At 71.6% G+C, this 18,721-nt stretch carries 14 protein-coding genes; 6 read left to right on the top strand and 8 right to left on the bottom strand.

Annotated elements, in window-relative coordinates; all coding sequences use genetic code 11:
• Nucleotides 1–168 precede the first annotated feature (168 nt).
• Complete coding sequence (locus ACFUJR_RS26335; protein WP_383172316.1) at nt 169–975, top strand: esterase/lipase family protein; 807 nt, start codon at nt 169–171, stop codon at nt 973–975.
• A gap of 254 nt (nt 976–1,229) precedes the next feature.
• On the top strand, nt 1,230–2,834 hold the full coding sequence (locus ACFUJR_RS26330) for a peptidoglycan DD-metalloendopeptidase family protein (RefSeq protein ID WP_383172318.1): 1,605 nt from the start codon (nt 1,230–1,232) through the stop codon (nt 2,832–2,834).
• 63 nt (nt 2,835–2,897) lie between these two features.
• Here ACFUJR_RS26330 and pcrA read toward each other — a convergent pair whose 3' ends face one another.
• Nucleotides 2,898–5,357: a DNA helicase PcrA gene (pcrA, locus tag ACFUJR_RS26325; protein ID WP_383172320.1), complete on the bottom strand. Its 2,460-nt coding sequence runs from the start codon at nt 5,355–5,357 to the stop codon at nt 2,898–2,900.
• Between the two features lie 278 nt (nt 5,358–5,635).
• Here pcrA and ACFUJR_RS26320 point away from each other — a divergent pair, with 278 nt between their 5' ends.
• Nucleotides 5,636–6,811 carry an NlpC/P60 family protein gene (locus ACFUJR_RS26320; RefSeq protein ID WP_383172322.1) on the top strand — a complete coding sequence of 392 codons (1,176 nt, stop codon included), beginning with the start codon at nt 5,636–5,638 and terminating at the stop codon, nt 6,809–6,811.
• Between the two features lie 116 nt (nt 6,812–6,927).
• Here ACFUJR_RS26320 and ACFUJR_RS26315 read toward each other — a convergent pair whose 3' ends face one another.
• Nucleotides 6,928–7,290 carry a hypothetical protein gene (locus ACFUJR_RS26315; protein ID WP_383172324.1) on the bottom strand — a complete coding sequence of 121 codons (363 nt, stop codon included), beginning with the start codon at nt 7,288–7,290 and terminating at the stop codon, nt 6,928–6,930.
• Nucleotides 7,291–7,634: 344 nt separating this feature from the next.
• On the opposite strand from ACFUJR_RS26315, the gene ACFUJR_RS26310 reads away from it, so the two are divergent.
• A complete protein-coding gene (locus ACFUJR_RS26310; RefSeq protein WP_383172325.1) occupies nt 7,635–8,720 on the top strand; it encodes an NlpC/P60 family protein in 1,086 nt (361 codons plus the stop codon).
• A 162-nt stretch (nt 8,721–8,882) separates the two neighbouring features.
• On the opposite strand, the gene ACFUJR_RS26305 is transcribed toward ACFUJR_RS26310, so the two are convergent.
• A complete protein-coding gene (locus tag ACFUJR_RS26305) occupies nt 8,883–9,590 on the bottom strand; it encodes a LuxR C-terminal-related transcriptional regulator (RefSeq protein WP_383172327.1) in 708 nt (235 codons plus the stop codon).
• Nucleotides 9,587–10,855 carry a PspC domain-containing protein gene (locus ACFUJR_RS26300; protein WP_383172328.1) on the bottom strand — a complete coding sequence of 423 codons (1,269 nt, stop codon included), beginning with the start codon at nt 10,853–10,855 and terminating at the stop codon, nt 9,587–9,589. The genes ACFUJR_RS26305 and ACFUJR_RS26300 overlap by 4 nt, the downstream gene beginning before the upstream one ends.
• A gap of 171 nt (nt 10,856–11,026) precedes the next feature.
• Here ACFUJR_RS26300 and ACFUJR_RS26295 point away from each other — a divergent pair, with 171 nt between their 5' ends.
• Nucleotides 11,027–12,379: a PspC domain-containing protein gene (locus ACFUJR_RS26295; protein ID WP_383172330.1), complete on the top strand. Its 1,353-nt coding sequence runs from the start codon at nt 11,027–11,029 to the stop codon at nt 12,377–12,379.
• Between the two features lie 156 nt (nt 12,380–12,535).
• Here the strand turns inward: ACFUJR_RS26295 and ACFUJR_RS26290 are convergent, their stop codons facing one another.
• The 4 genes from ACFUJR_RS26290 to guaA form a co-directional block, all read right to left on the bottom strand.
• On the bottom strand, nt 12,536–13,165 hold the full coding sequence (locus tag ACFUJR_RS26290) for a DoxX family protein (RefSeq protein ID WP_383172332.1): 630 nt from the start codon (nt 13,163–13,165) through the stop codon (nt 12,536–12,538).
• Nucleotides 13,166–13,253: 88 nt separating this feature from the next.
• The gene (locus tag ACFUJR_RS26285) at nt 13,254–14,483 is read right to left on the bottom strand and encodes a hypothetical protein (RefSeq protein WP_383172334.1); all 1,230 of its coding nucleotides are present in this window, start codon (nt 14,481–14,483) and stop codon (nt 13,254–13,256) included.
• 157 nt (nt 14,484–14,640) lie between these two features.
• Nucleotides 14,641–15,429 (bottom strand): class II aldolase/adducin family protein, encoded by a 789-nt coding sequence (locus ACFUJR_RS26280; protein WP_383172336.1) that lies wholly within the window; start codon nt 15,427–15,429, stop codon nt 14,641–14,643.
• Between the two features lie 149 nt (nt 15,430–15,578).
• Nucleotides 15,579–17,180 (bottom strand): glutamine-hydrolyzing GMP synthase, encoded by a 1,602-nt coding sequence (guaA, locus tag ACFUJR_RS26275; protein ID WP_383172338.1) that lies wholly within the window; start codon nt 17,178–17,180, stop codon nt 15,579–15,581.
• Between the two features lie 325 nt (nt 17,181–17,505).
• On the opposite strand from guaA, the gene ACFUJR_RS26270 reads away from it, so the two are divergent.
• Nucleotides 17,506–17,811 carry a chorismate mutase gene (locus ACFUJR_RS26270; protein WP_383172340.1) on the top strand — a complete coding sequence of 102 codons (306 nt, stop codon included), beginning with the start codon at nt 17,506–17,508 and terminating at the stop codon, nt 17,809–17,811.
• Nucleotides 17,812–18,721 lie beyond the last annotated feature (910 nt).

Genomic DNA, 18,721 nt, shown 5'->3' with positions numbered 1-18,721 from the left:
TCGCCTGCGCCGGACCCCCGGGCCCTCCTCCTGGGCCCACCAGCCGCAAGGGTCGTGCGCAAGGGAGCCGCAACGGGGTAGCCGTACGTCCGGGCCGTCAGCCGGGGGCCCGGACGTACGGCTCACCGGACTACCGTTCGGCGCCCGCGTGCCGCTCGGAGGTCGCCGATGGAGCTCACCAGGCTCACCAAGGTCACCACAGCACTGAAGGCCAACGCCCTCGAGCTGGCGATCCTCACCGGCCATCTGCTCCTCTACCCCTCCGGCATCGTCTCCGAGCGCCCCGAGCCCGCCGCCGACCCCGACGCCGCGCCGGGGGCCGAGACCGAAGCCGGGCGCCCCGTCGTCCTCCTCCACGGCTTCGTGGACAACCGCAGCGTCTTCGTCCTGCTGCGCCGCGCCCTGACCCGGCACGGCCGTCACTCCGTCGAGTCGTTCAACTACTCTCCGCTCACCTGCGACCTGCGCGCCGCCGCCGAGCTCCTCGGCCGCCATGTCGAGGAGGTCTGCGCCCGCACCGGCCGGCACGAGGTGGACCTCGTCGGGCACAGCCTGGGCGGCCTCATCGCCCGCTATTACGTACAGCGCCTGGGCGGCGAGGCGCGGGTGCGGACGCTGGTCATGCTCGGCACCCCGCACGCCGGCACCACCGCCGTCGCCTGGGTCGGAGCTCATCCCCTGATCCGCCAGATGCGCCCCGGCTCCGAGGTGCTGCGGGAACTCGCCGAGCCCGCTCCGGGCTGCCGGACGCGCTGTGTCAGCTTCTGGAGCGACCTGGACCAGGTGATGGTCCCGGTGGAGACGGCGTGCCTCGACCACCCGGATCTCCGCGTGCACAACGTTCAGGTCAGCGGCATCGGCCATCTCGCCCTGCCGGTGCATCCGACCGTCGCGGCGGGGATCTGCGAGGCGCTGGACATCGACGAGCCCGGCGCCACGCCGGAGGCCGAACCGGGTGCCGCGTCCGTCGCCTGAACCGGCACGGCTTCAGGAGGTGTGACGACCCACCAGAAGGCGCTTGTTCTTCGAACGTTCCTCGAACACAAGCCAAAGCTCTTCCCCGGGGCCGCCGAAACACGGCCGATTGCCCGTTTCCTGTGGAACCAAAACCCTCGGAAGATTGTCGGTCGCGTATACCGCCGGGTACAGTCGCGCCACTGCTTAACCCCGGGACACCCTCTACGGGACTGCCCCGGACTGGTCCTGCCGCCGAGGCGAGAGAGAAGTTGGTGAACGACCAGCACCCCCACGCCGGATACGTCGGAGACGACGCCCACAGCGCCGGCGGCTTCGCCACGGACCCGCTCTTCGGCGCCCTTCCGGGCGGTTACGACGCCGGTCACAGCGGCCAGTACGACACCACACAGTGGAGCGGCAGCCACCAGTGGGAGTCCGGCGCGTACGGGACCACCGGCCAGTACGCCACGACGGGTCAGTACGACACGACCGGCCAGCACGACACCGGCGGGCAGTACGACACCACCGGGCAGTGGGACGCCTCCGCCTGGAACGAGGCCCAGCAGACGGGTCAGTACGAGAGCGCACACTTCGCCTCGTACGACACCACCGGCCAGTGGACGACCCCCGCCTTCGAGACGGGCACGTACGACGCCACGGCCTGGAACTACGCCACGGCGCAGCAGGACGTCCTGGTCGCCGACCCCGTCGTTCCCCAGCAGTACACCCCCGAGTACGACTTCGTCCCGGCGCCCGAGGCGCAGGCCGAGCAGCCGGACGCCTACGAGGCACCGTACGAAGCGCCCCACGAGGACACGTACCAGCAGGCGTACGAGGAGACGTACGAGCAGCCTCACGAGGCGCCGTCGTACGAGCAGCCTCACGAGGCGCCGTCGTACGAGCAGCCTCACGAGGCGCCGTCGTACGAGGAGTCGCCGTACGAGGAGTCGCCGTACGAGGAGTCGCGCGAAGGCGACTACACCTACGAGTACGACTACGAGGCCGCCGCGGAGTCCGAGGACCCTGCCACCGAGTTCCCCGAGGAGTCTCCGGCCGCCCCGGAACCCGCCCCCGCCGTCGCGGCCGCCACCGTCGGCCGCCCCGTGCGCCGCTCCTCCGGGGGCAGCCGAGGCCGTCGCCGTACGCCCACCAAGCGCTCCGCGCTCCTGACCGTGGCCGTCCCCTCCGCCTGCGTGATGGGCGTCGCCGGGATCGCCGCCGCCTCCGTCGGCGGGCTCGCGGACCCGGGGGCCGACACGAAGGACGACACGACGGCGCTCGCCGCCGCCGACCCCGCCTCGGTCAAGCCGGTCGCCGCCAACAACGAACTGGACACCCAGCTCGCGGCGCTCAGCGCCGACGCCCGCGACTTCGGCGACCGCGCCAGCCGCACCCAGGAGCGCATCGACCTCAAGGCGCGCCAGGAAGCGGAGAAGAAGAAGCGCGAGGAGGAGGCCGCCCGCAAGGAGGCCATGCGCCCCAAGTTCGCGCTCCCGGTGAAGCTGCACCAGCTCAGCGCGAGCTACGGCCAGGCGGGCGTCAACTGGATGTCCGTGCACACCGGCATCGACTTCCCCGTCCAGTACGGCACGAAGGTGATGGCCGCGACCGACGGCACGGTCCGCACCCAGTGGAACAGCGCCTACGGCAACATGGCGATCGTGACCGCCCCGGACGGCACCGAGACCTGGTACTGCCACCTGAGCAGCACCAAGATCCGCTCGGGCAAGGTCAAGGCCGGCGACGTCATCGCGTACTCCGGCAACTCGGGCAACTCCACCGGTCCGCACCTCCACTTCGAGGTCCGTCCGGGCGGCGGTGCCGCGATCGACCCCGAGGCGTGGCTGCGCAGCCACGGTCTCAGCCCGACCGGCTGACACGTCCGTAGAACCATGGACGAGGGCCCCGGCCGAAGCCTGGGCCCTTTTCCGCGTACCGTCCTACAGCTTCTCGACCGGCGCGTACCGCAGCAGCAGGCGCTTGGGCTTCTCGTCGCCGAAGTCGATCGTCGCCTGCGCGTCGGCGCCCGCGCCCGTCACCTGCATGACCGTGCCGAGGCCGAACTGGTCGTGCGTGACCCGGTCGCCGACCTGGAGCGTGATCACCGGCTTGTCGCCGGTCCGCCGGGTCGCGAAGCCCGAAGGTCCGGAGCGCGCGCGGGAGGAGGAGAGCGAGGACGTGATTCCCGAGGTCGGCCCGGCGGGCTTGACCATGGGACCGGTCCGCTTCCACTCCAGATACGACGCCGGGATCTCCTCCAGGAAACGCGAGGCCGGGTTGTACGAGGGCTGACCCCAGGCGCTGCGCATCGAGGACCGCGTCAGATACAGCCGCTCGCGGGCGCGGGTGATGCCCACGTACGCCAGCCGCCGTTCCTCCTCCAGCTCCTTGGTCTGGCCGAGCGCGCGCATGTGCGGGAAGACGCCGTCCTCCATGCCGGTCAGGAACACGACCGGGAATTCGAGGCCCTTGGCGGTGTGCAGGGTCATCAGCGTGATGACGCCCGACCCCTCCTCGTCCTCGTCGGGGATCTGGTCGGAGTCGGCGACGAGCGCGACCTTCTCCAGGAACTCGGCCAGGGTGCCGGTCTCCTCCTCGCCCCTCTCCTGCTCGAACTCCAGTGCCACGGCGGCCAGTTCCTGGAGGTTCTCGATACGGGTCTCGTCCTGCGGGTCGGTGGAGGCCTGCAGCTCGGCGAGGTACCCGGTCCGCTCCAGGACGGCCTCGAGGACGACGGCCGGGCCGGCGCCGGAGTCGACGACCGTACGGAGCTCCTCCATGAGGGCGTTGAAGCGCTTGACCGCGTTCGCGGACCGCGCCGCCATGCCGTACGCCTCGTCGACCCGCTTCAGCGCCTGCGGGAAGGTGATCTTCTCCCGGAGGGAGAGGGCGTCGATCATCGCCTCGGCGCGCTCGCCGATGCCGCGCTTGGGTACGTTCAGAATGCGTCGCAGCGGCACGTTGTCCTCGGGGTTGGCGAGGACGCGCAGGTAGGCGAGGACGTCGCGGACCTCCTTGCGCTCGTAGAAGCGCACGCCGCCGACGACCTTGTAGGGCAGGCCGACGCGGATGAAGATCTCTTCGAAGACACGGGACTGGGCGTTGGTCCGGTAGAAGACGGCGACGTCTCCGGCCTTCGCGTCACCCGCGTCCGTGAGCCGGTCGATCTCGTCGGCGACGAACTGGGCCTCGTCGTGCTCGGTGTCGGCGACGTAGCCGGTGATCTGCGCACCCGCGCCCGCGTTGGTCCACAGGTTCTTGGGGCGGCGCGACTCGTTGCGCTCGATGACGGCGTTGGCGGCGGAGAGGATCGTCTGCGTGGAGCGGTAGTTCTGCTCCAGCAGGATCGTCGTCGCGTTCGGGTAGTCCTCCTCGAACTGGAGGATGTTGCGGATGGTCGCGCCGCGGAAGGCGTAGATCGACTGGTCCGCGTCACCGACGACGCACAGCTCGGCCGGCTCCAGGTCCTCGTAGCCGGTGCCGACCAGCTCCCGTACGAGGGTGTACTGGGCGTGGTTGGTGTCCTGGTACTCGTCGACCAGGACGTGACGGAAGCGGCGGCGGTAGTGCTCGGCGACGTCCGGGAACGCCTGGAGCAGGTGGACCGTCGTCATGATGATGTCGTCGAAGTCCAGGGCGTTGGCCTCGCGCAGCCGCGCCTGGTACATCCGGTACGCCTCGGCGAGCGTCTTCTCGAAGCCGTCGACGGCCTGGTCGGCGAAGGTCTCCTCGTCGATCAGCTCGTTCTTCAGGTTCGAGATCTTGGCGCTGAAGGACTTCGGCGGGAACTTCTTCGGGTCGAGGTCCAGGTCGCGGCAGACCAGTGACATCAGGCGCTTGGAGTCGGCGGCGTCGTAGATCGAGAAGGAGGACGTGAAGCCGAGCTTCTTGCTCTCCCGGCGCAGGATGCGGACGCAGGCACTGTGGAACGTCATGACCCACATGGCGTTGGCGCGCGGGCCGACGAGGCGCTCGACGCGCTCCTTCATCTCACCGGCGGCCTTGTTGGTGAAGGTGATCGCCAGTATCTGGCCGGGGTGGACGTGCCGGGTGGCCAGAAGGTGGGCGATGCGGTGGGTGAGCACCCGGGTCTTGCCGGAGCCGGCGCCCGCGACGATGAGCAGCGGGGTGTCGGTGTGGACGACGGCGGCGCGCTGCTGTTCGTTCAGCCCGTCCAAGAGCGCGGCGGCGTCCACGACGGGGCGGGCGGCTCCGTCGCGGTAGTACGCGTCCCGGGTCGGCGGCGCGTCGAAGCGACCCCCGAAGAGGTCGTGCGGGACCTCCTCCGCGGCCGGGGCGCCGTGCGCGTGGTGCTCGTCGTCCTCGGGCGGGGGCGGGGGCTCCTCCGAGGAGTGGTTCTGGAGGCTCGCCAGGAAGCTGTCGTCAAAGAGGCTGCTCATCGCACTCACGAGTCTAGGCCGCCGCACCGACAGCCCGCCCCCACCTCCCGAAGTGACCTAAATATCACGGAGGGTGACCGTCCGCTTCAGGTCACGAAAATGTATCGGGCATATCGAACATCGGCCTTCACAGCACCCTCACCGGTTGGCTAGCGTGCTCGCCCAGGCAGCCCGTCCGCTCCGACGGCGAAACGCGCCGAGCGGGCCGCTCACGCCGAAGCCGGCCCTGCCCTGCGGCAGTTGACGCCGGTCGTTCCCCTCGGCGGCCACGGAAGGAGATGCCGGTCTTGGCGTCCCATCGCAAGCCGCGCACCACCCGATCGCACTCCCCCGCCGTCGGGGTCACGACGGCGGCTCTCGCCGGGGTCACGCTGCTGACCACGCAGAGTGCCCAGGCCACGCCCGCCGCACCGGCCAAGCCGACGGTGGAGGAGATCCAGAAGAAGGTCGACGACCTGTACCGGCAGGCGGGCACGGCGACGCAGGAGTACAACCGGGCCAAGGAGGCCACCGACCAGCAGCGTCGCAAGGTCGACGGGCTCCTGGACGACGTGGCCCGGCGGACGGACGAGATCAACGAGTCACGGCGGGCACTCGGCTCGTACGCGGCGGCGCAGTACCGGGCGGGGGCCGTCGGCCCGACCGCCGCGCTGATCTTCGCGGACAGCCCGCAGTCGTACTTCGACCAGACCCACCTCATGGACCGGCTCACCGAGCGCGAGCGCAGCGCGGTGTCGGAGTACGAGAGCAAGCGGGTCGCCGCGGCGAAGCAGCGCGCGAAGGCGACGAAGAGCCTGGAGACCCTGACCGAGTCGCAGGCGACGCTCCGTACGACCAAGCAGACCGTCCAGCGGAAGCTGGGCGAGGCCCGGACGCTGCTGGCCCGGCTGACGGCCGAGGAGAAGGCGCGGCTCGCGGAGCTGGAGCGCAAGCGGGAGGCGGAGGCGCGGCGCAAGGCGGAGGCGCGGGCCGAGGCGGAGGCCGCGGCCAGGGCCGAGGCGGAGGAGGCCGAGCGGCGCCGGCAGGCGGAGGCGGCGAAGGAGCAGCAGCCGACCGCGCCGACGCCCGGCGGATCGACCGGTGGATCGGCCGACTCGACGTACGCGGCGAAGGCGGAGAAGGCGCTGGCCTTCGCCCGTGCCCAGATCGGCAAGCCGTACGTGTGGGGCGCGACCGGCCCCAGCTCGTACGACTGCTCGGGGCTCACCCAGGCCGCCTGGCGGGCCGCGGGCGTCGACCTGCCCCGTACCACCTGGGACCAGGTGGAGGTGGGCACCCGGGTCGCGACGGACGATCTGCTCCCCGGGGACCTCGTCTTCTTCTACGACGACATCAGCCACGTCGGTCTCTACATCGGCGGCGGCAAGATGATCCACGCGCCGAAACCGGGCGCGAACGTCCGCGAGGAGTCGATCTACTACATGCCGATCTACGGCAGCGTCCGCCCGGCCTGAGCCGGCTCCTGCCCCCGGCCTGCGCCCGTTCCGTCAGGCGTGCGCCCGTTCCGCCAGGCCTGCGCCGGATCCGTCAGACGTGGGGCCGTTCCGCATGGCCTGCGTCGCCGGATCCGTCAGGTCCAGAGGGTCGCGATGAAGATGTTCGCGATCGTCAGGCCGCCGACAGCGGCGAAGAGGCCCCTGTCGACCGTCGCGCCCAGCTCGTCGTCTCGCTTCACGTACACGAGGGCGAGGATGACGACGAGCACCGCCATCTTGATGCCGATCTTCACGTTGTTGACGCTCTGGTCGTCCGCCTGATTGAGGCCGACCAGAGCGATGCCGGTCACCAGCATGGTGAGCGCGCCGTGGAGCATGGCGGGCGTGAAGCGGGCCGTACCCGCGCCCATCGCCTTCATCTGGGTGAGGAACCCGCCGAGCAGCGAGGCGATTCCGATGATGTGCAGGGCGACGAAGACATTGATGAGTACGTCCATGGGGCGGAGCCTAACCGGGCACATAGCACCCCCGTTCGGCCGGGTCCAGCTTGTCCGGCTCTTCGGTCACGCCCGCGCCGGAATGCGGCGCCCACCCGTCGCCGCAGCCGGAGGGGAACGGTCCCGAAGGGACAACTGGCGCCAATAGCGATCAAGGCCCCGCCGCCGCGTGACGGGCAGGTTTAGCGTCCTCCCCCAGGTGGCCGGCTCCCCACCACCGTCGGTCTTCCGGCGGAGCCGGCCGCCCCCGCCGAGAATCCGGCGATGGGCCGTCTCCCCTGTGCGGTCCATCGCCGGACCCGGTGGGCAACGACCCCCACAGGGAGAGGATGTGACCCGCCCTCGTGGCAGCGCACCGGAAGCCCAGGAACTCCCCCCTCGGTGGCCAGGCGGCACGGACCGCCGCCACGCTCGCCCTCGCCTCCGCGGCCACGGCGACCGTCTTCGAGGGCTCCGGGCACGCCGAACCCCGGCTCACCCCGGCGCAGGTCAAGGCGAAGGTCGACCGGCTGTACCAGGAGGCCGAGGTGGCCACCGAGAAGTACAACGGCGCGAAGGAGAAGGCGGACGCGGCGCGGGACGCCCTCGACCGGCTGCGGGACGAGGCCGCGCGGAGGACGGCCCGGCTCAACACCGCACGCGACGGGCTCGGTTCCGTCGCCGCCGCGCAGTACCGTTCCGGGGGCCTCGACCCCGCCGTGCAGCTCGCGCTCACCTCCGACCCGGAGCAGTACCTGGAGCGCGCCGCGCTTGCCGAGAAGGCCGGCCAGCGGCAGGCGGCGACCGTCACCTCGGTACGGCGCGAGCTGGCCGGGATCAGGCAGCTGAAGGCCGAGTCGGACGAACGGCTGACGCAGCTGCGCGGGCACGAGGCCGATCTGCGACGCCAGAAGGCGGCCGTGCGGGGCAAGCTCGACGAGGCGCGCTCGCTGCTGGCCCGGCTGACCGCCGAGGAGCGGGCGCGGTACGAGGCGGCGGCGTCCGGGGCGGGGCGGGGTGACACCGACGGCTCCTCCACGGGTACGCCAGGGAGCCGGGCCGACCGCGCCTCGGGGATCCGCGGTCCGGTGACGGCGCCAAGCAGCCGTGCCGCGCAGGCGATCTCCTTCGCCCGTGACCAGCTCGGCAAGCCGTACGTGTGGGGCGCGACGGGGCCGTCGGCCTACGACTGCTCGGGGCTGACCCAGGCCGCCTGGCGCTCGGCCGGGGTGGCGCTGCCCCGGACGACGTACACGCAGATCAACGCGGGGCAGCGGGTCTCGCGCTCCGAACTGGCCCCGGGCGACCTGGTGTTCTTCTATTCCGGGATCAGCCATGTCGGGCTCTACATCGGCGGCGGCCAGATGATCCACGCGCCCCGGCCGGGCGCGCCGGTGCGGGTCGCGCCGATCGACGAGATGCCCTTCGCGGGGGCGACCCGCGTCTCATGACGCCCGTGCCTCACGACGCCCGCGCCTCCTGACGCCCGTGCCTCGTGGCCCCCGTCCCGTGACGCCCATGCCTCGTGACACCCGTGCTCGTGGCCCCCGTCCCGTGACGCCCGCGTCTCATGACGCTCTCCGTCGTGTGAGGCCCTTCGGCCCGCTCGGGGCTCAGACCAGTCGGCGGGCCGTCGCCCAGCGGGTCAGCTCGTGCCGGTTGGACAGCTGGAGCTTGCGCAGCACCGCGGAGACATGCGACTCGACCGTCTTCACCGAGATGTAGAGCTGTTTGGCGATCTCCTTGTACGCGTATCCCCGGGCGATCAGCCGCAGGACCTCACGCTCGCGCTGGGTGAGCCGGTCGAGGTCCTCGTCCACCGGCGGGGCGTCGGTGGAGGCGAACGCGTCGAGCACGAACCCCGCGAGCCGGGGCGAGAACACGGCGTCGCCCTCCTGGACACGGAAGATCGAGTCGACCAGGTCGGTGCCCGTGATCGTCTTGGTGACATATCCCCGGGCGCCGCCCCGGATCACCCCGATCACGTCCTCCGCGGCGTCCGACACCGAGAGGGCCAGAAAGCGCACCGGGTTCTCGGGCGCCGTCATCAGGCTCGTGCAGCGGCGCAGCACCTCCACGCCGCCACCGCCCGGCAGGTGCACGTCGAGCAGGACGACCTCGGGGCGGGTCGCGGTGATCACCGTGACCGCCTGGTCGACGTCGGCGGCCTCCCCGACCACCTCGACGCCAGTGACGTCGGTCCGGCCGATCTCGGCCTGCACCCCCGTACGGAACATCCGGTGGTCGTCGACGAGCACGACCCGCACCCGACGTTCCGTGGTCGGCGCCGCCGTCGTCCCGGTCCCGGTCTGGTCGCTCATCCGTCCGCCCTCTCCATCTCAAGCTCCACTTCGGTGCCGCCGCCCGGTACGGACCGAAGCCGGGCCGAACCGCCGTTGCGCTGCATCCGGCCGATGATCGATTCTCGTACGCCCATCCGGTCGTCGGGCACCGCGTCGAGGTCGAAGCCGGGGCCGCGGTCCCGCACGGAGACGAAGACCGTACGGCCCTCGACCTCCGCGTAGACCTGCACCGCCCCTCCCTCGCCACCGTACTTGGCGGCGTTGACCATCGCCTCACGCGCGGCCTGCATCTGCGCGGCCAGTTTCTCGTCGAGCGGGCAGTCCCCCACGACCACCACCTCCAGCGGGACGCCGTGCTTGTCCTCCACCTCGGCGGCGGCCCGCTTCACAGCCTCGGCGAGCGTCTCGGGCTCCTCGCTCTCGTCCTTGCCGTTGCCCTCCGGCTTGTACAGCCAGTTCCTCAGCTCCCGCTCCTGGGCACGGGCCAGTCGGCGCACCTCGCCCGGCTCCTCCGCGTTGCGCTGGATCAGCGTGAGCGTGTGCAGGACGGAGTCGTGGACATGGGCAGCGACCTCGGCGCGCTCCTGCGCGCGGATCCTCATGGTCCGCTCCTCGGACAGGTCCTGCGACATGCGCACCAGCCACGGCCCGGCGAGCAGCGCGATGCCGGTGAGCACGGCTATCGCGGCGGTGAGCGCCGTGCCCAGCTGGGCCGCGGAGCCCCGGACCACCATGAAGACCGTGAGCCCCATGCCGACGAGGGCGACTCCCGCGAAGCCGCGGGCGAGCTGAAGCGTGCGCCGACGGCGGCCCGGCTCGGTCCAGCTCTCGCGGCGGGCGTTGTCCGCCTGCCGCCAGACGAGGACGACGCCGACACCGATGAGGAGCGTGGGCCAGACATAGCGGTCCGTCCGGTTGCCCCAGTCGATGTTGCCCGCGAAGACCGCCGCGCCGATCGCCAGCGCGATCAGGGCGAAGATCTGCCCCCGGTCGGGCTTGCGCAGCCGGCGTCTGCCGTCCGCGGTGGTCTCGAATACGGGGCGGGGCGTGCTCCGGCCGCCGACGCCGAGCGGGACGACGATCCAGAACACCGCGTACAGGAGAGTGCCCAGACCGTCCGCGAGGAGCAGGACCAGGAACAGGACGCGGACCCACACCACGGGCAGTCCGAGATGTCCCGCGAGGCCACGCGCGACACCGCCGAGCCACCGGCCGTCGGCGCTCCGGTAGAGCTTGCGTACGGGCGGTTCGTCGGTCTCGGTGACGTGGGCGGCTGCTGGCATGCACCGATCGTCACACGTGCGGCCGGGCGGGTACATCAGGGTCGACCCCTGAGATCGCCCCTAGGAAGCGACCCCTGGGACGTTCTCGGGGTGGACCGCCTCCGGAATATCAGGGTCGGGCCAGGGTCGGTCCCGGTGCCGCGGCGGGACGGCGGCCGTCACCATGGACGCATGACGAGTTCGACGCCTTCTTCGCACGAGGCCCCGCCGCCGGCGGAGGCTCCCCCTGTCGCGCCCCTGCGCCGCTCGCGGCAGCACCGGGTCGTGGCCGGTGTGTGCGGTGGCCTCGGCCGGCACTTCGACCTCGATCCGGTGATCTTCCGCATCGCGATCGGTGTGCTGTCCGTGACCGGCGGCTTGGGGCTGATCTTCTACGGCTTCGCGTGGCTGCTCGTCCCGCTCGCGGGCGAGGAGGAGAACGAGGGCCGCAGGCTGCTCTCGGGCCGGGTCGACGGCGCCGCGCTCGTGGCCGTGCTGATGGCCCTGGTGGGGTGCGGCGCCCTGCTGTCGATGCTGCGCAACGGCGGGACGCTCGCGTTCGCGGTGATGCTGTCGATAGCGGTGTGCGGCGCGGCGGTCTGGTCCCAGCGGCGCGCGCAGGTCACCACGGGCGAGGCCGAGGGTCGCATGGACGCGGCGACGGCGGCCGCGGTCGCGGAGGCTCCGCCGGAGACGAAGGCGCCGCCGCTCGTGGAGTTCCCCTCCTGGTGGAAGGACCCCATCGTCAAGGACGGCTCGACGGGCAAGGTCGCCATCGGCTACCTCTGGGGCCCGCACGGCACGGGGCCGGACGGCCGGCTCCCGAACGGGGAGATCCCGGTGCCCGGCAGCCAGTGGGGCTCGGCAGACCCGGCGTACGGGCGGCGGCCCGAGGCGGCGGCGGTCCGGCGTGGGCCGCGCTCCATCGGCGGCCTGGTCTTCCTCCTCGCGCTGCTCGCGGGCGGCCTCGGCACGGGGCTGTCCTGGGAGACGCATCCGCTCGGTACGAGCCTGCAGATCGGTCTGGTCGCCACGCTGGCGGTGTTCGGCCTCGGCCTGGTGGTCAGCAGCTTCCTCGGCCGGACCGGGTTCGGCACTGTCTTCCTGACCGTGGTCGCCGCGGGCCTGCTCGCGGTGGCGGCCGCGCTGCCGAAGGAGATCTCCACGGAGTGGGCGCGTACGACCTGGAGACCGGCGTCGGTCGCCGCCGTGGAGCCCCGGTACGAACTGGGCACCGGCGTCGGGACGCTCGATCTGTCACGGCTCGCGGTCCCGGCCGACACGACCGTCGACACGGAGGCCGCGGTCGGCGCGGGCAGACTGGAGGTGATCGTGCCGAAGAACGTCACGGTGAAGCTGCGGGCGCAGGTGGGCCTGGGCGATCTGCAGCTGCCGCAGCAGCGCCCCGAGGACATCGACATCGCGCCCGACCGCGACGAGCGCCGGACGCTGCCCCCCGCCAAAGGCACCACGCCCGGTGGAACGATCGACCTCTCGCTGGAGGTCGGTCTCGGACAGGTGGAGGTCACCCGTGCTGCTTCATGAGTTCCGACCGGGCCGCCTGATCGCCGGCGCGACCGCCCTCGCCCTCGCCGTCCTCTACGCGGGGGACGCCGCGGACGCCTGGGAGACACCTTGGTACGAGGTGATCCCGGTGCTCTTCGGCGGTCTGGGTCTGGCCGCGCTGGCGACCTGGGTGGCCTACCGGGTGCGCCGCCGTTCGGCGAGAGCGGCGTCGAGCGAGAAGTACGCGGCCCCGGCGAGCAGGAGTGGGAGCCAGGACATGAGATAGGCGAGATCGTTCCCGTAGTAGTACGGGTCGACCTGCCAGCTCACCGTCAGCCAGAGGCTCAGGGAGATCAGCGCCCCGCCGAGCGCGGCCACCCGGGCGAAGAGGCCGACCAGGGTGCCGATGCCGACGGCCAGTTCACCGAAGGCGATGGCGTACCCGAAGGCGACGGGGCTGTTGAGCGCCAGGTCGACGAGGGCCGGGATGGCCGAGGTGTCCCGCACGCCGCGCATCATCTCGCCGATGGAGCCGGTGCCGGTGTCGGACATGAAGGCGGAGTCAGTGAGCTTGTCGAGCCCGGCGTACACGAAGGTGACGCCGAGGAAGACACGCAGCGGCAGGAGCGCGTAGTGCGAGGCGGCGGCCTTCCACGCGGTGAGCCTGCCGGACCGGCCCGGACCGCCGGAGCCGCCGTGACCCCCGCGCCCGCCATGACCGCCGTGACCGCCGCCTGGCGTTCCGTACGGACCGTTCGAACGGTCCGGGCCCGTGGGGCCGGAAGCCCCGGGCGCCCCTGCCGTTCCATTGCCGTGCTGTTCCATCGTCGGCCTGCCTCTCCACGCCACTGTCCGCGGAATCGATTGTCCCCGGACCCCCTCCCCGTGGATACGTGGGGAACACGCGGATTGTTCAGTCGACGACGTCGATCGTGACCCGGTTGGTCTCCACGCCGGAGGCCGTCACCACCGACACCTCGACCCGCCCCGGCTCCACGTCGACCGGGAGCGGGACGGTCAGGACCGTGTCCGTGGGGTTGGCGAAGCCGCCGGGGACGGGGACCAGGGGAACGTGCGCGTGGACGGAGCCGATACGCACGACCAATCGGGTCAGCGGGTCCGGTCCCGCGGCCCCGGCCGGGACGAAACCGGTCCCTCGGATCTCGATGTCGTCACCGGTGCGGATCGCGGCGTCCAGGTCGCCGGCCTCGCGGGACCGGACGACGGAGAGGATCGCGGGCCGGCCGCCCCCGGTACACGTGACCGCGAGGTGCCCGGCCGCCGCCACGGCGACGAGGAGCACGAGGGACCACGGCACCTCGGGCAGACGGTCGGGGTCGCGCCCGAGCCGTACGGCGGCGAGGACGAGGACGGCGCCGGAGACCAGGACGTGGGCGATGTCGGTGAGGCTGCCCCGGCCGTCGTCGTCGCAGAGCAGATCGGCGGCGCGGGGGCGGTCGGCGCGGATCTTCTGCAGTCTCTGACCCACGACGCGGGCCCACACGATCCGGCGGGCGGCGACGGCGACCGCCGCCGTCAGCCCGAAGACGGTCAGCAGTCCGGCGCCGCGGCCGATGCCGAGACCGACCCGGTCGGCGCCGGTGACCAGACGCAGCGCGAGGAACAGCACGGTGTAGACGGCGAAGAGCAGCCAGCCGGCTGCCACCGCACGGGAGGTGGAGAGCCGGTTGTCCTCCCCGATGAGTGGGGCGAGAACGCCGCCGCGCGCCCGGTGGGCATGTGCGGCGAAGGTGAGCGGGGCGGCGAGGACGAGCGCGGCGAGAAGTCCGGCCGTACGCGACCCCGTCCATCCGGTGCCGATCGCCGTGAGGGCCTGTCCGAGGAGCAGGGCGAGCACCGCGCCCCAGACGGCGCCGAGCGTGGCGTACCGGACCCGGCGCAGCCAGGCGTCGCCCGCCGCGTGGCCCCGCGCCGCGACCGCGCGGGCGGACTGGGCGAGCGCGTCGGAGACCCACTGCCGTGAGGCGCCCGGCGAATGCGCGACGGCCACGGGCACACCGTGGCCGGCCGCCAGCTCGTCCCGCCGGGCGAGGAAGGCGGCTACCGCGCGCCGGTGACCCGCGCGCCCGCTCTCCGCGCATCCCGCGGGGTCACCGCACTGTCTCGCCTCTTGCACCGCCACGGTGTCCACTTCCCGATCTGTCCGTCAACTGGCCGTTGAGTACTGGGAATTGTGTCGCACCGAAGAGCCTCCGGCCCGCTCCGTGCGCCCCGCGCGAGAGTGATTGAACAGTCATCACATTGACGTAAGACAGTTAAAGACAGTGAAGGGCGGTGCTCTACGACAGCAGTTCGGGCTCGGCGCGGCTGATTCCGCGCCACAGCGGCTGGTAGTTGATCCAGGCGGCGAGGTCGGTGCCGAGCTGTTCACGGGTGGCGATCGCGTCCTTGTGCCCGATCGGCACGGGCTTCCCCGCGGCCCGTGCGGTCAGCTGCACCCGGGCGCACCGCTCCATGGCGATGAACCACCAGGCGGCGGCGTCGACCGAGGTCCCGACGGTGAGCAGGCCGTGGTTGCGGAGCACGATCGCCTTGTACGGCCCGAGCGCGGTGGCGATCCGCCGCCCCTCCTCGGGGTCGACGGCGACACCGGTGTACGCGTCGTAGAGCGCGTGGTCCTGGTAGAAGCCGCAGGCCTCCTGGGTGATCGGCTCGATCAGGACACCGAGCGCGGCCAGCGCCCTCCCGTAGCTGGAGTGGCTGTGCGCGACGGCGACGACGTCCGGCCGGGCCCGGTGCACCTGGGCGTGGACGGCGAAGGCCGCCTGGTTCACGGGTGCGGCACCCCACACCACCTGCCCGTCCCCGTTGACCAGGACGAGATCGCTCGCGGTCAGCTCGGCGAAAGGCGCGCCGAAGGGGTTCACCCAGAAGCAGTCGGCGTGTTCGGGGTCCCGGGCGGTCACATGACCGGAGACGCCCTCCTCGTACCCGAACCGCCCGAAGAGTCTGAGCGCGCCCGCGAGTCTCCGCTTGCGGTACGTCCGCTCCTCGTCGACGGTCGCGTGGACGGGCGGCATCGCGACATGGAGCTGATCGACGGGTACGGGTGCCGGTGTCTCGCTCATGCGCGGGAAGGTAACGCCGGGCCGTACAACTGACCAGACAGATCACACGACGAAGGCGCCGGACACGACGAAACCGCCGCCCCCGGACGACGGGGGCGGCGGTTTCACACGTACCGGAGTTCACACCCGGACGGGAGCGACCAGCGGTGCTACTCCCACTCGATGGTGCCCGGCGGCTTGCTCGTCACGTCGAGCACCACGCGGTTCACATCGGCGACCTCGTTGGTGATCCGGGTCGAGATCCGCGCCAGGACGTCGTACGGCATGCGGGTCCAGTCCGCCGTCATGGCGTCCTCGGAGGAGACCGGACGCAGGACGATCGGGTGACCGTACGTCCGGCCGTCGCCCTGCACACCCACGGAACGCACGTCGGCGAGCAGCACGACCGGGCACTGCCAGATCTCGCGGTCGAGACCGGCGGCCGTCAGCTCCTCACGGGCGATGGCGTCCGCCTCGCGCAGCAGGTCCAGGCGCTCCTTGGTGACCTCGCCGACGATACGGATGCCGAGGCCGGGACCCGGGAACGGCTGCCGCTGGACGATCTCCTCCGGCAGGCCCAGCTCCTGGCCGACCATGCGGACCTCGTCCTTGAAGAGCTGGCGCAGCGGCTCGACGAGCTCGAACTCCAGGTCCTCGGGGAGGCCGCCCACGTTGTGGTGGGACTTGATGTTCGCGGTGCCGGTGCCGCCGCCGGACTCGACGATGTCCGGGTAGAGCGTGCCCTGGACGAGGAACGCGACGTCCTCGCCGGCGCCCGCCGACTCGGCGACGATCTCGGCCTGCGCCTGCTCGAAGACGCGGATGAACTCGCGCCCGATGATCTTCCGCTTCTCCTCGGGGTCGGAGACCCCGGCGAGCGCGGAGAGGAACCGCTCCTGCGCGTCGACGACCTTCAGCTGGACGCCGGTCGCGGCGACGAAGTCCTTCTCGACCTGCTCGGTCTCGTTCTTGCGCATCAGACCGTGGTCGACGTAGACGCAGGTGAGCTGCGAGCCGATGGCCTTCTGCACGAGCGCGGCCGCCACGGCGGAGTCGACGCCGCCGGAGAGACCGCAGATGGCGCGCTTGGTGCCGACCTGCTCGCGGATGGCCGCGACCTGCTCATCGATGACATTGCCGGTGGTCCAGGTCGGCTCGATGCCGGCGCCCCGGTAGAGGAAGTGCTCCAGGATCTGCTGGCCGTGCGTGGAGTGCAGCACCTCGGGGTGGTACTGGACGCCGTAGAGCTTCTTCTCGTCGTTCTCGAAGGCGGCGACCGGCACGACGTCCGTGGACGCGGTGACGGCGAAGCCCTCGGGGGCGGCGGAGCAGGCGTCGCCGTGCGACATCCACACGGACTGCTCGGTCGGGGTGCCCTCGAAGAGGGTCGATCCGGCCTTGGAGACGTGCAGCGGCGTACGGCCGTACTCGCGGGCGCCCGTGTTGTCGACGGTGCCACCGAGGGTGGTCGCCATCAGCTGGAAGCCGTAGCACATGCCGAAGACCGGGACACCGGCCTCGAAGAGCGCACGGTCGAGGCGCGGGGCACCCTCCGCGTACACGGAGGACGGGCCGCCGGAGAGGATGATCGCCTTCGGCTTCTTGGCCAGCATCTCGGCCACCGGCATGGTGGACGGGACGATCTCGCTGTAGACCCGCGCCTCACGGACGCGTCGGGCGATGAGCTGGGCGTACTGGGCGCCGAAGTCGACAACGAGGACTACGTCCGGGTTGGTGACGTCGGGCGCGGCAGCGGGAGTCGCTGATGACACTACGGCGGCCTTCCGGCGGTAGGGAGGGGGTTCCCCCAAGGGGCTATTTGTCGATTCTACCGGCGCGCCGGGCTCGCTTTTCGTCTCACCATCCGAACCCGGGTTGTCCCGGTCCCGGCGGAGGGGTCCATACTGTCCGCATGCGCAAGCTCACGACCTTCGTCTTTACCTATGGCACCGGCCCGTCCGGCTGCCATGGTCGTGCTGCTTGAGCAACTGACAAGCGACTTCCCAGGCGCCCCGGGCCGACAAGGCACGGGGCGCTCTGTCGTTTCCGGGCCCTGCCGCTCCGGGGCGCCTCACCCGACACCACGAGGAGCCCCCCATGACCGCAGTGACCCGGACCGCGGCGACGCGGACCGAGAAGACCGGCGCCCGCACCGACGAGGCCGCAACGCTCATCGGCGACGCGCGCGAGCGCATCGACGCGCTCGACGACCGGATCATCGGCCTGATCCAGGAACGGATGGCCGTCTCGGCAGTGATCCAGGAGGCCCGGATCGGCTCGGGCGGCCGCCGGGTGAACCTCGCGCGCGAGATGGAGGTCCTCGGCCACTACAGGGACGCGCTGGGCAAGCCGGGCACGGCGCTGGCGATGACGATGCTGGAGCTCTGCCGGGGCCGCATCTGACCCTCTCCGGCTATCCGGTCTGCCCCTCTCCCCCTCCCCCTCTCCGGTCTGGCCCTCTCCCGGACTCTCCGGTCTGGCCCTCCCGGACTCTCCGATGGGGGTGCCTCCAGCGGACTCTCCGGCGGGGTGCCTCCCGCGGGCGGGGTGACGGACCTGAGTTCGGGCCCGCTCTCACCCGTACGGCGCGTGACCGCCTCCCCGACCCCTTCGTTGGTCCCGGTGTCCGTGCCAGCCAGGGGCGGGCCCGAAAAAACCACGCGTGGCTTCGCTGGGGCGTGTGACGTACCGCAAGTACGTCGTGGGACCTCGCTCCAGCGCGCGTGACCGGACGGCAGGGGACAGCAGCCCGGTCACCCAGAAAGGGCGGTCGGCCCCGGGGACGCCCGGGGCCGACCGCAACCGGTCCAGACGCATGCGGTCGGCATCCGTCCAGCACGAACACGCCCACCCCACCCCGTCCCCTCCACCCCACGTCACCCCGCGCGGCGCGACCCCCGGGCGCCGCGTTCCCCCCGGCACCGCCGCCGCCCCGACACCGGTGCCGATCACCCAGGGCCCCGTGCCGCGACCGGAATCGCGCCACGGGGCCCTTGTGCTGCCCGGGAACGGCACCTTCCGAGGCAAGTGACGCGCGTCACACGAAGAATTCGCCGATCGGCTACAACCAATCCCTCAGGCCACAGGTCATGTATGCAGCACCACCCAGAAGCTGGAGAGGCGCTGCACTCGGAGGGGGGTGCAGCGCCTCTTCCATTTCCCTGTTCGATTCCCTGTCCGACCGGTTCGATCCGGATCGGACTCTGAATCCGACCCGGATCGAACCGGCTAGTACTCCAGCAGGATTTCGCTGTCTGACCTGGTCTTTCGCCGGGTGGCGGGAGTGTAGCGGGACTTCGGGCGTGCGAGGGCG

It is taken from the genome of Streptomyces sp. NPDC057271 (assembly GCF_042668715.1).
In the GTDB taxonomy this organism is placed as follows: Bacteria; Actinomycetota; Actinomycetes; order Streptomycetales; family Streptomycetaceae; genus Streptomyces.
This window is presented reverse-complemented; position numbering and strand designations above follow the sequence as displayed.

Excerpts from the sequence above, each read along its gene's own strand:
- ACFUJR_RS26335 (WP_383172316.1), top strand. The coding sequence starts at position 169 with ATGGAGCTCACCAGGCTCACCAAGGTCACCACAGCACTGAAGGCCAAC.
- pcrA (WP_383172320.1), bottom strand. The coding sequence starts at position 5,357 with ATGAGCAGCCTCTTTGACGACAGCTTCCTGGCGAGCCTCCAGAACCAC.
- ACFUJR_RS26320 (WP_383172322.1), top strand. The coding sequence starts at position 5,636 with ATGCCGGTCTTGGCGTCCCATCGCAAGCCGCGCACCACCCGATCGCAC.
- ACFUJR_RS26315 (WP_383172324.1), bottom strand. The coding sequence starts at position 7,290 with ATGGACGTACTCATCAATGTCTTCGTCGCCCTGCACATCATCGGAATC.
- ACFUJR_RS26305 (WP_383172327.1), bottom strand. The coding sequence starts at position 9,590 with ATGAGCGACCAGACCGGGACCGGGACGACGGCGGCGCCGACCACGGAA.
- ACFUJR_RS26300 (WP_383172328.1), bottom strand. The coding sequence starts at position 10,855 with ATGCCAGCAGCCGCCCACGTCACCGAGACCGACGAACCGCCCGTACGC.
- ACFUJR_RS26295 (WP_383172330.1), top strand. The coding sequence starts at position 11,027 with ATGACGAGTTCGACGCCTTCTTCGCACGAGGCCCCGCCGCCGGCGGAG.
- ACFUJR_RS26290 (WP_383172332.1), bottom strand. The coding sequence starts at position 13,165 with ATGGAACAGCACGGCAATGGAACGGCAGGGGCGCCCGGGGCTTCCGGC.
- ACFUJR_RS26280 (WP_383172336.1), bottom strand. The coding sequence starts at position 15,429 with ATGAGCGAGACACCGGCACCCGTACCCGTCGATCAGCTCCATGTCGCG.
- ACFUJR_RS26270 (WP_383172340.1), top strand. The coding sequence starts at position 17,506 with ATGACCGCAGTGACCCGGACCGCGGCGACGCGGACCGAGAAGACCGGC.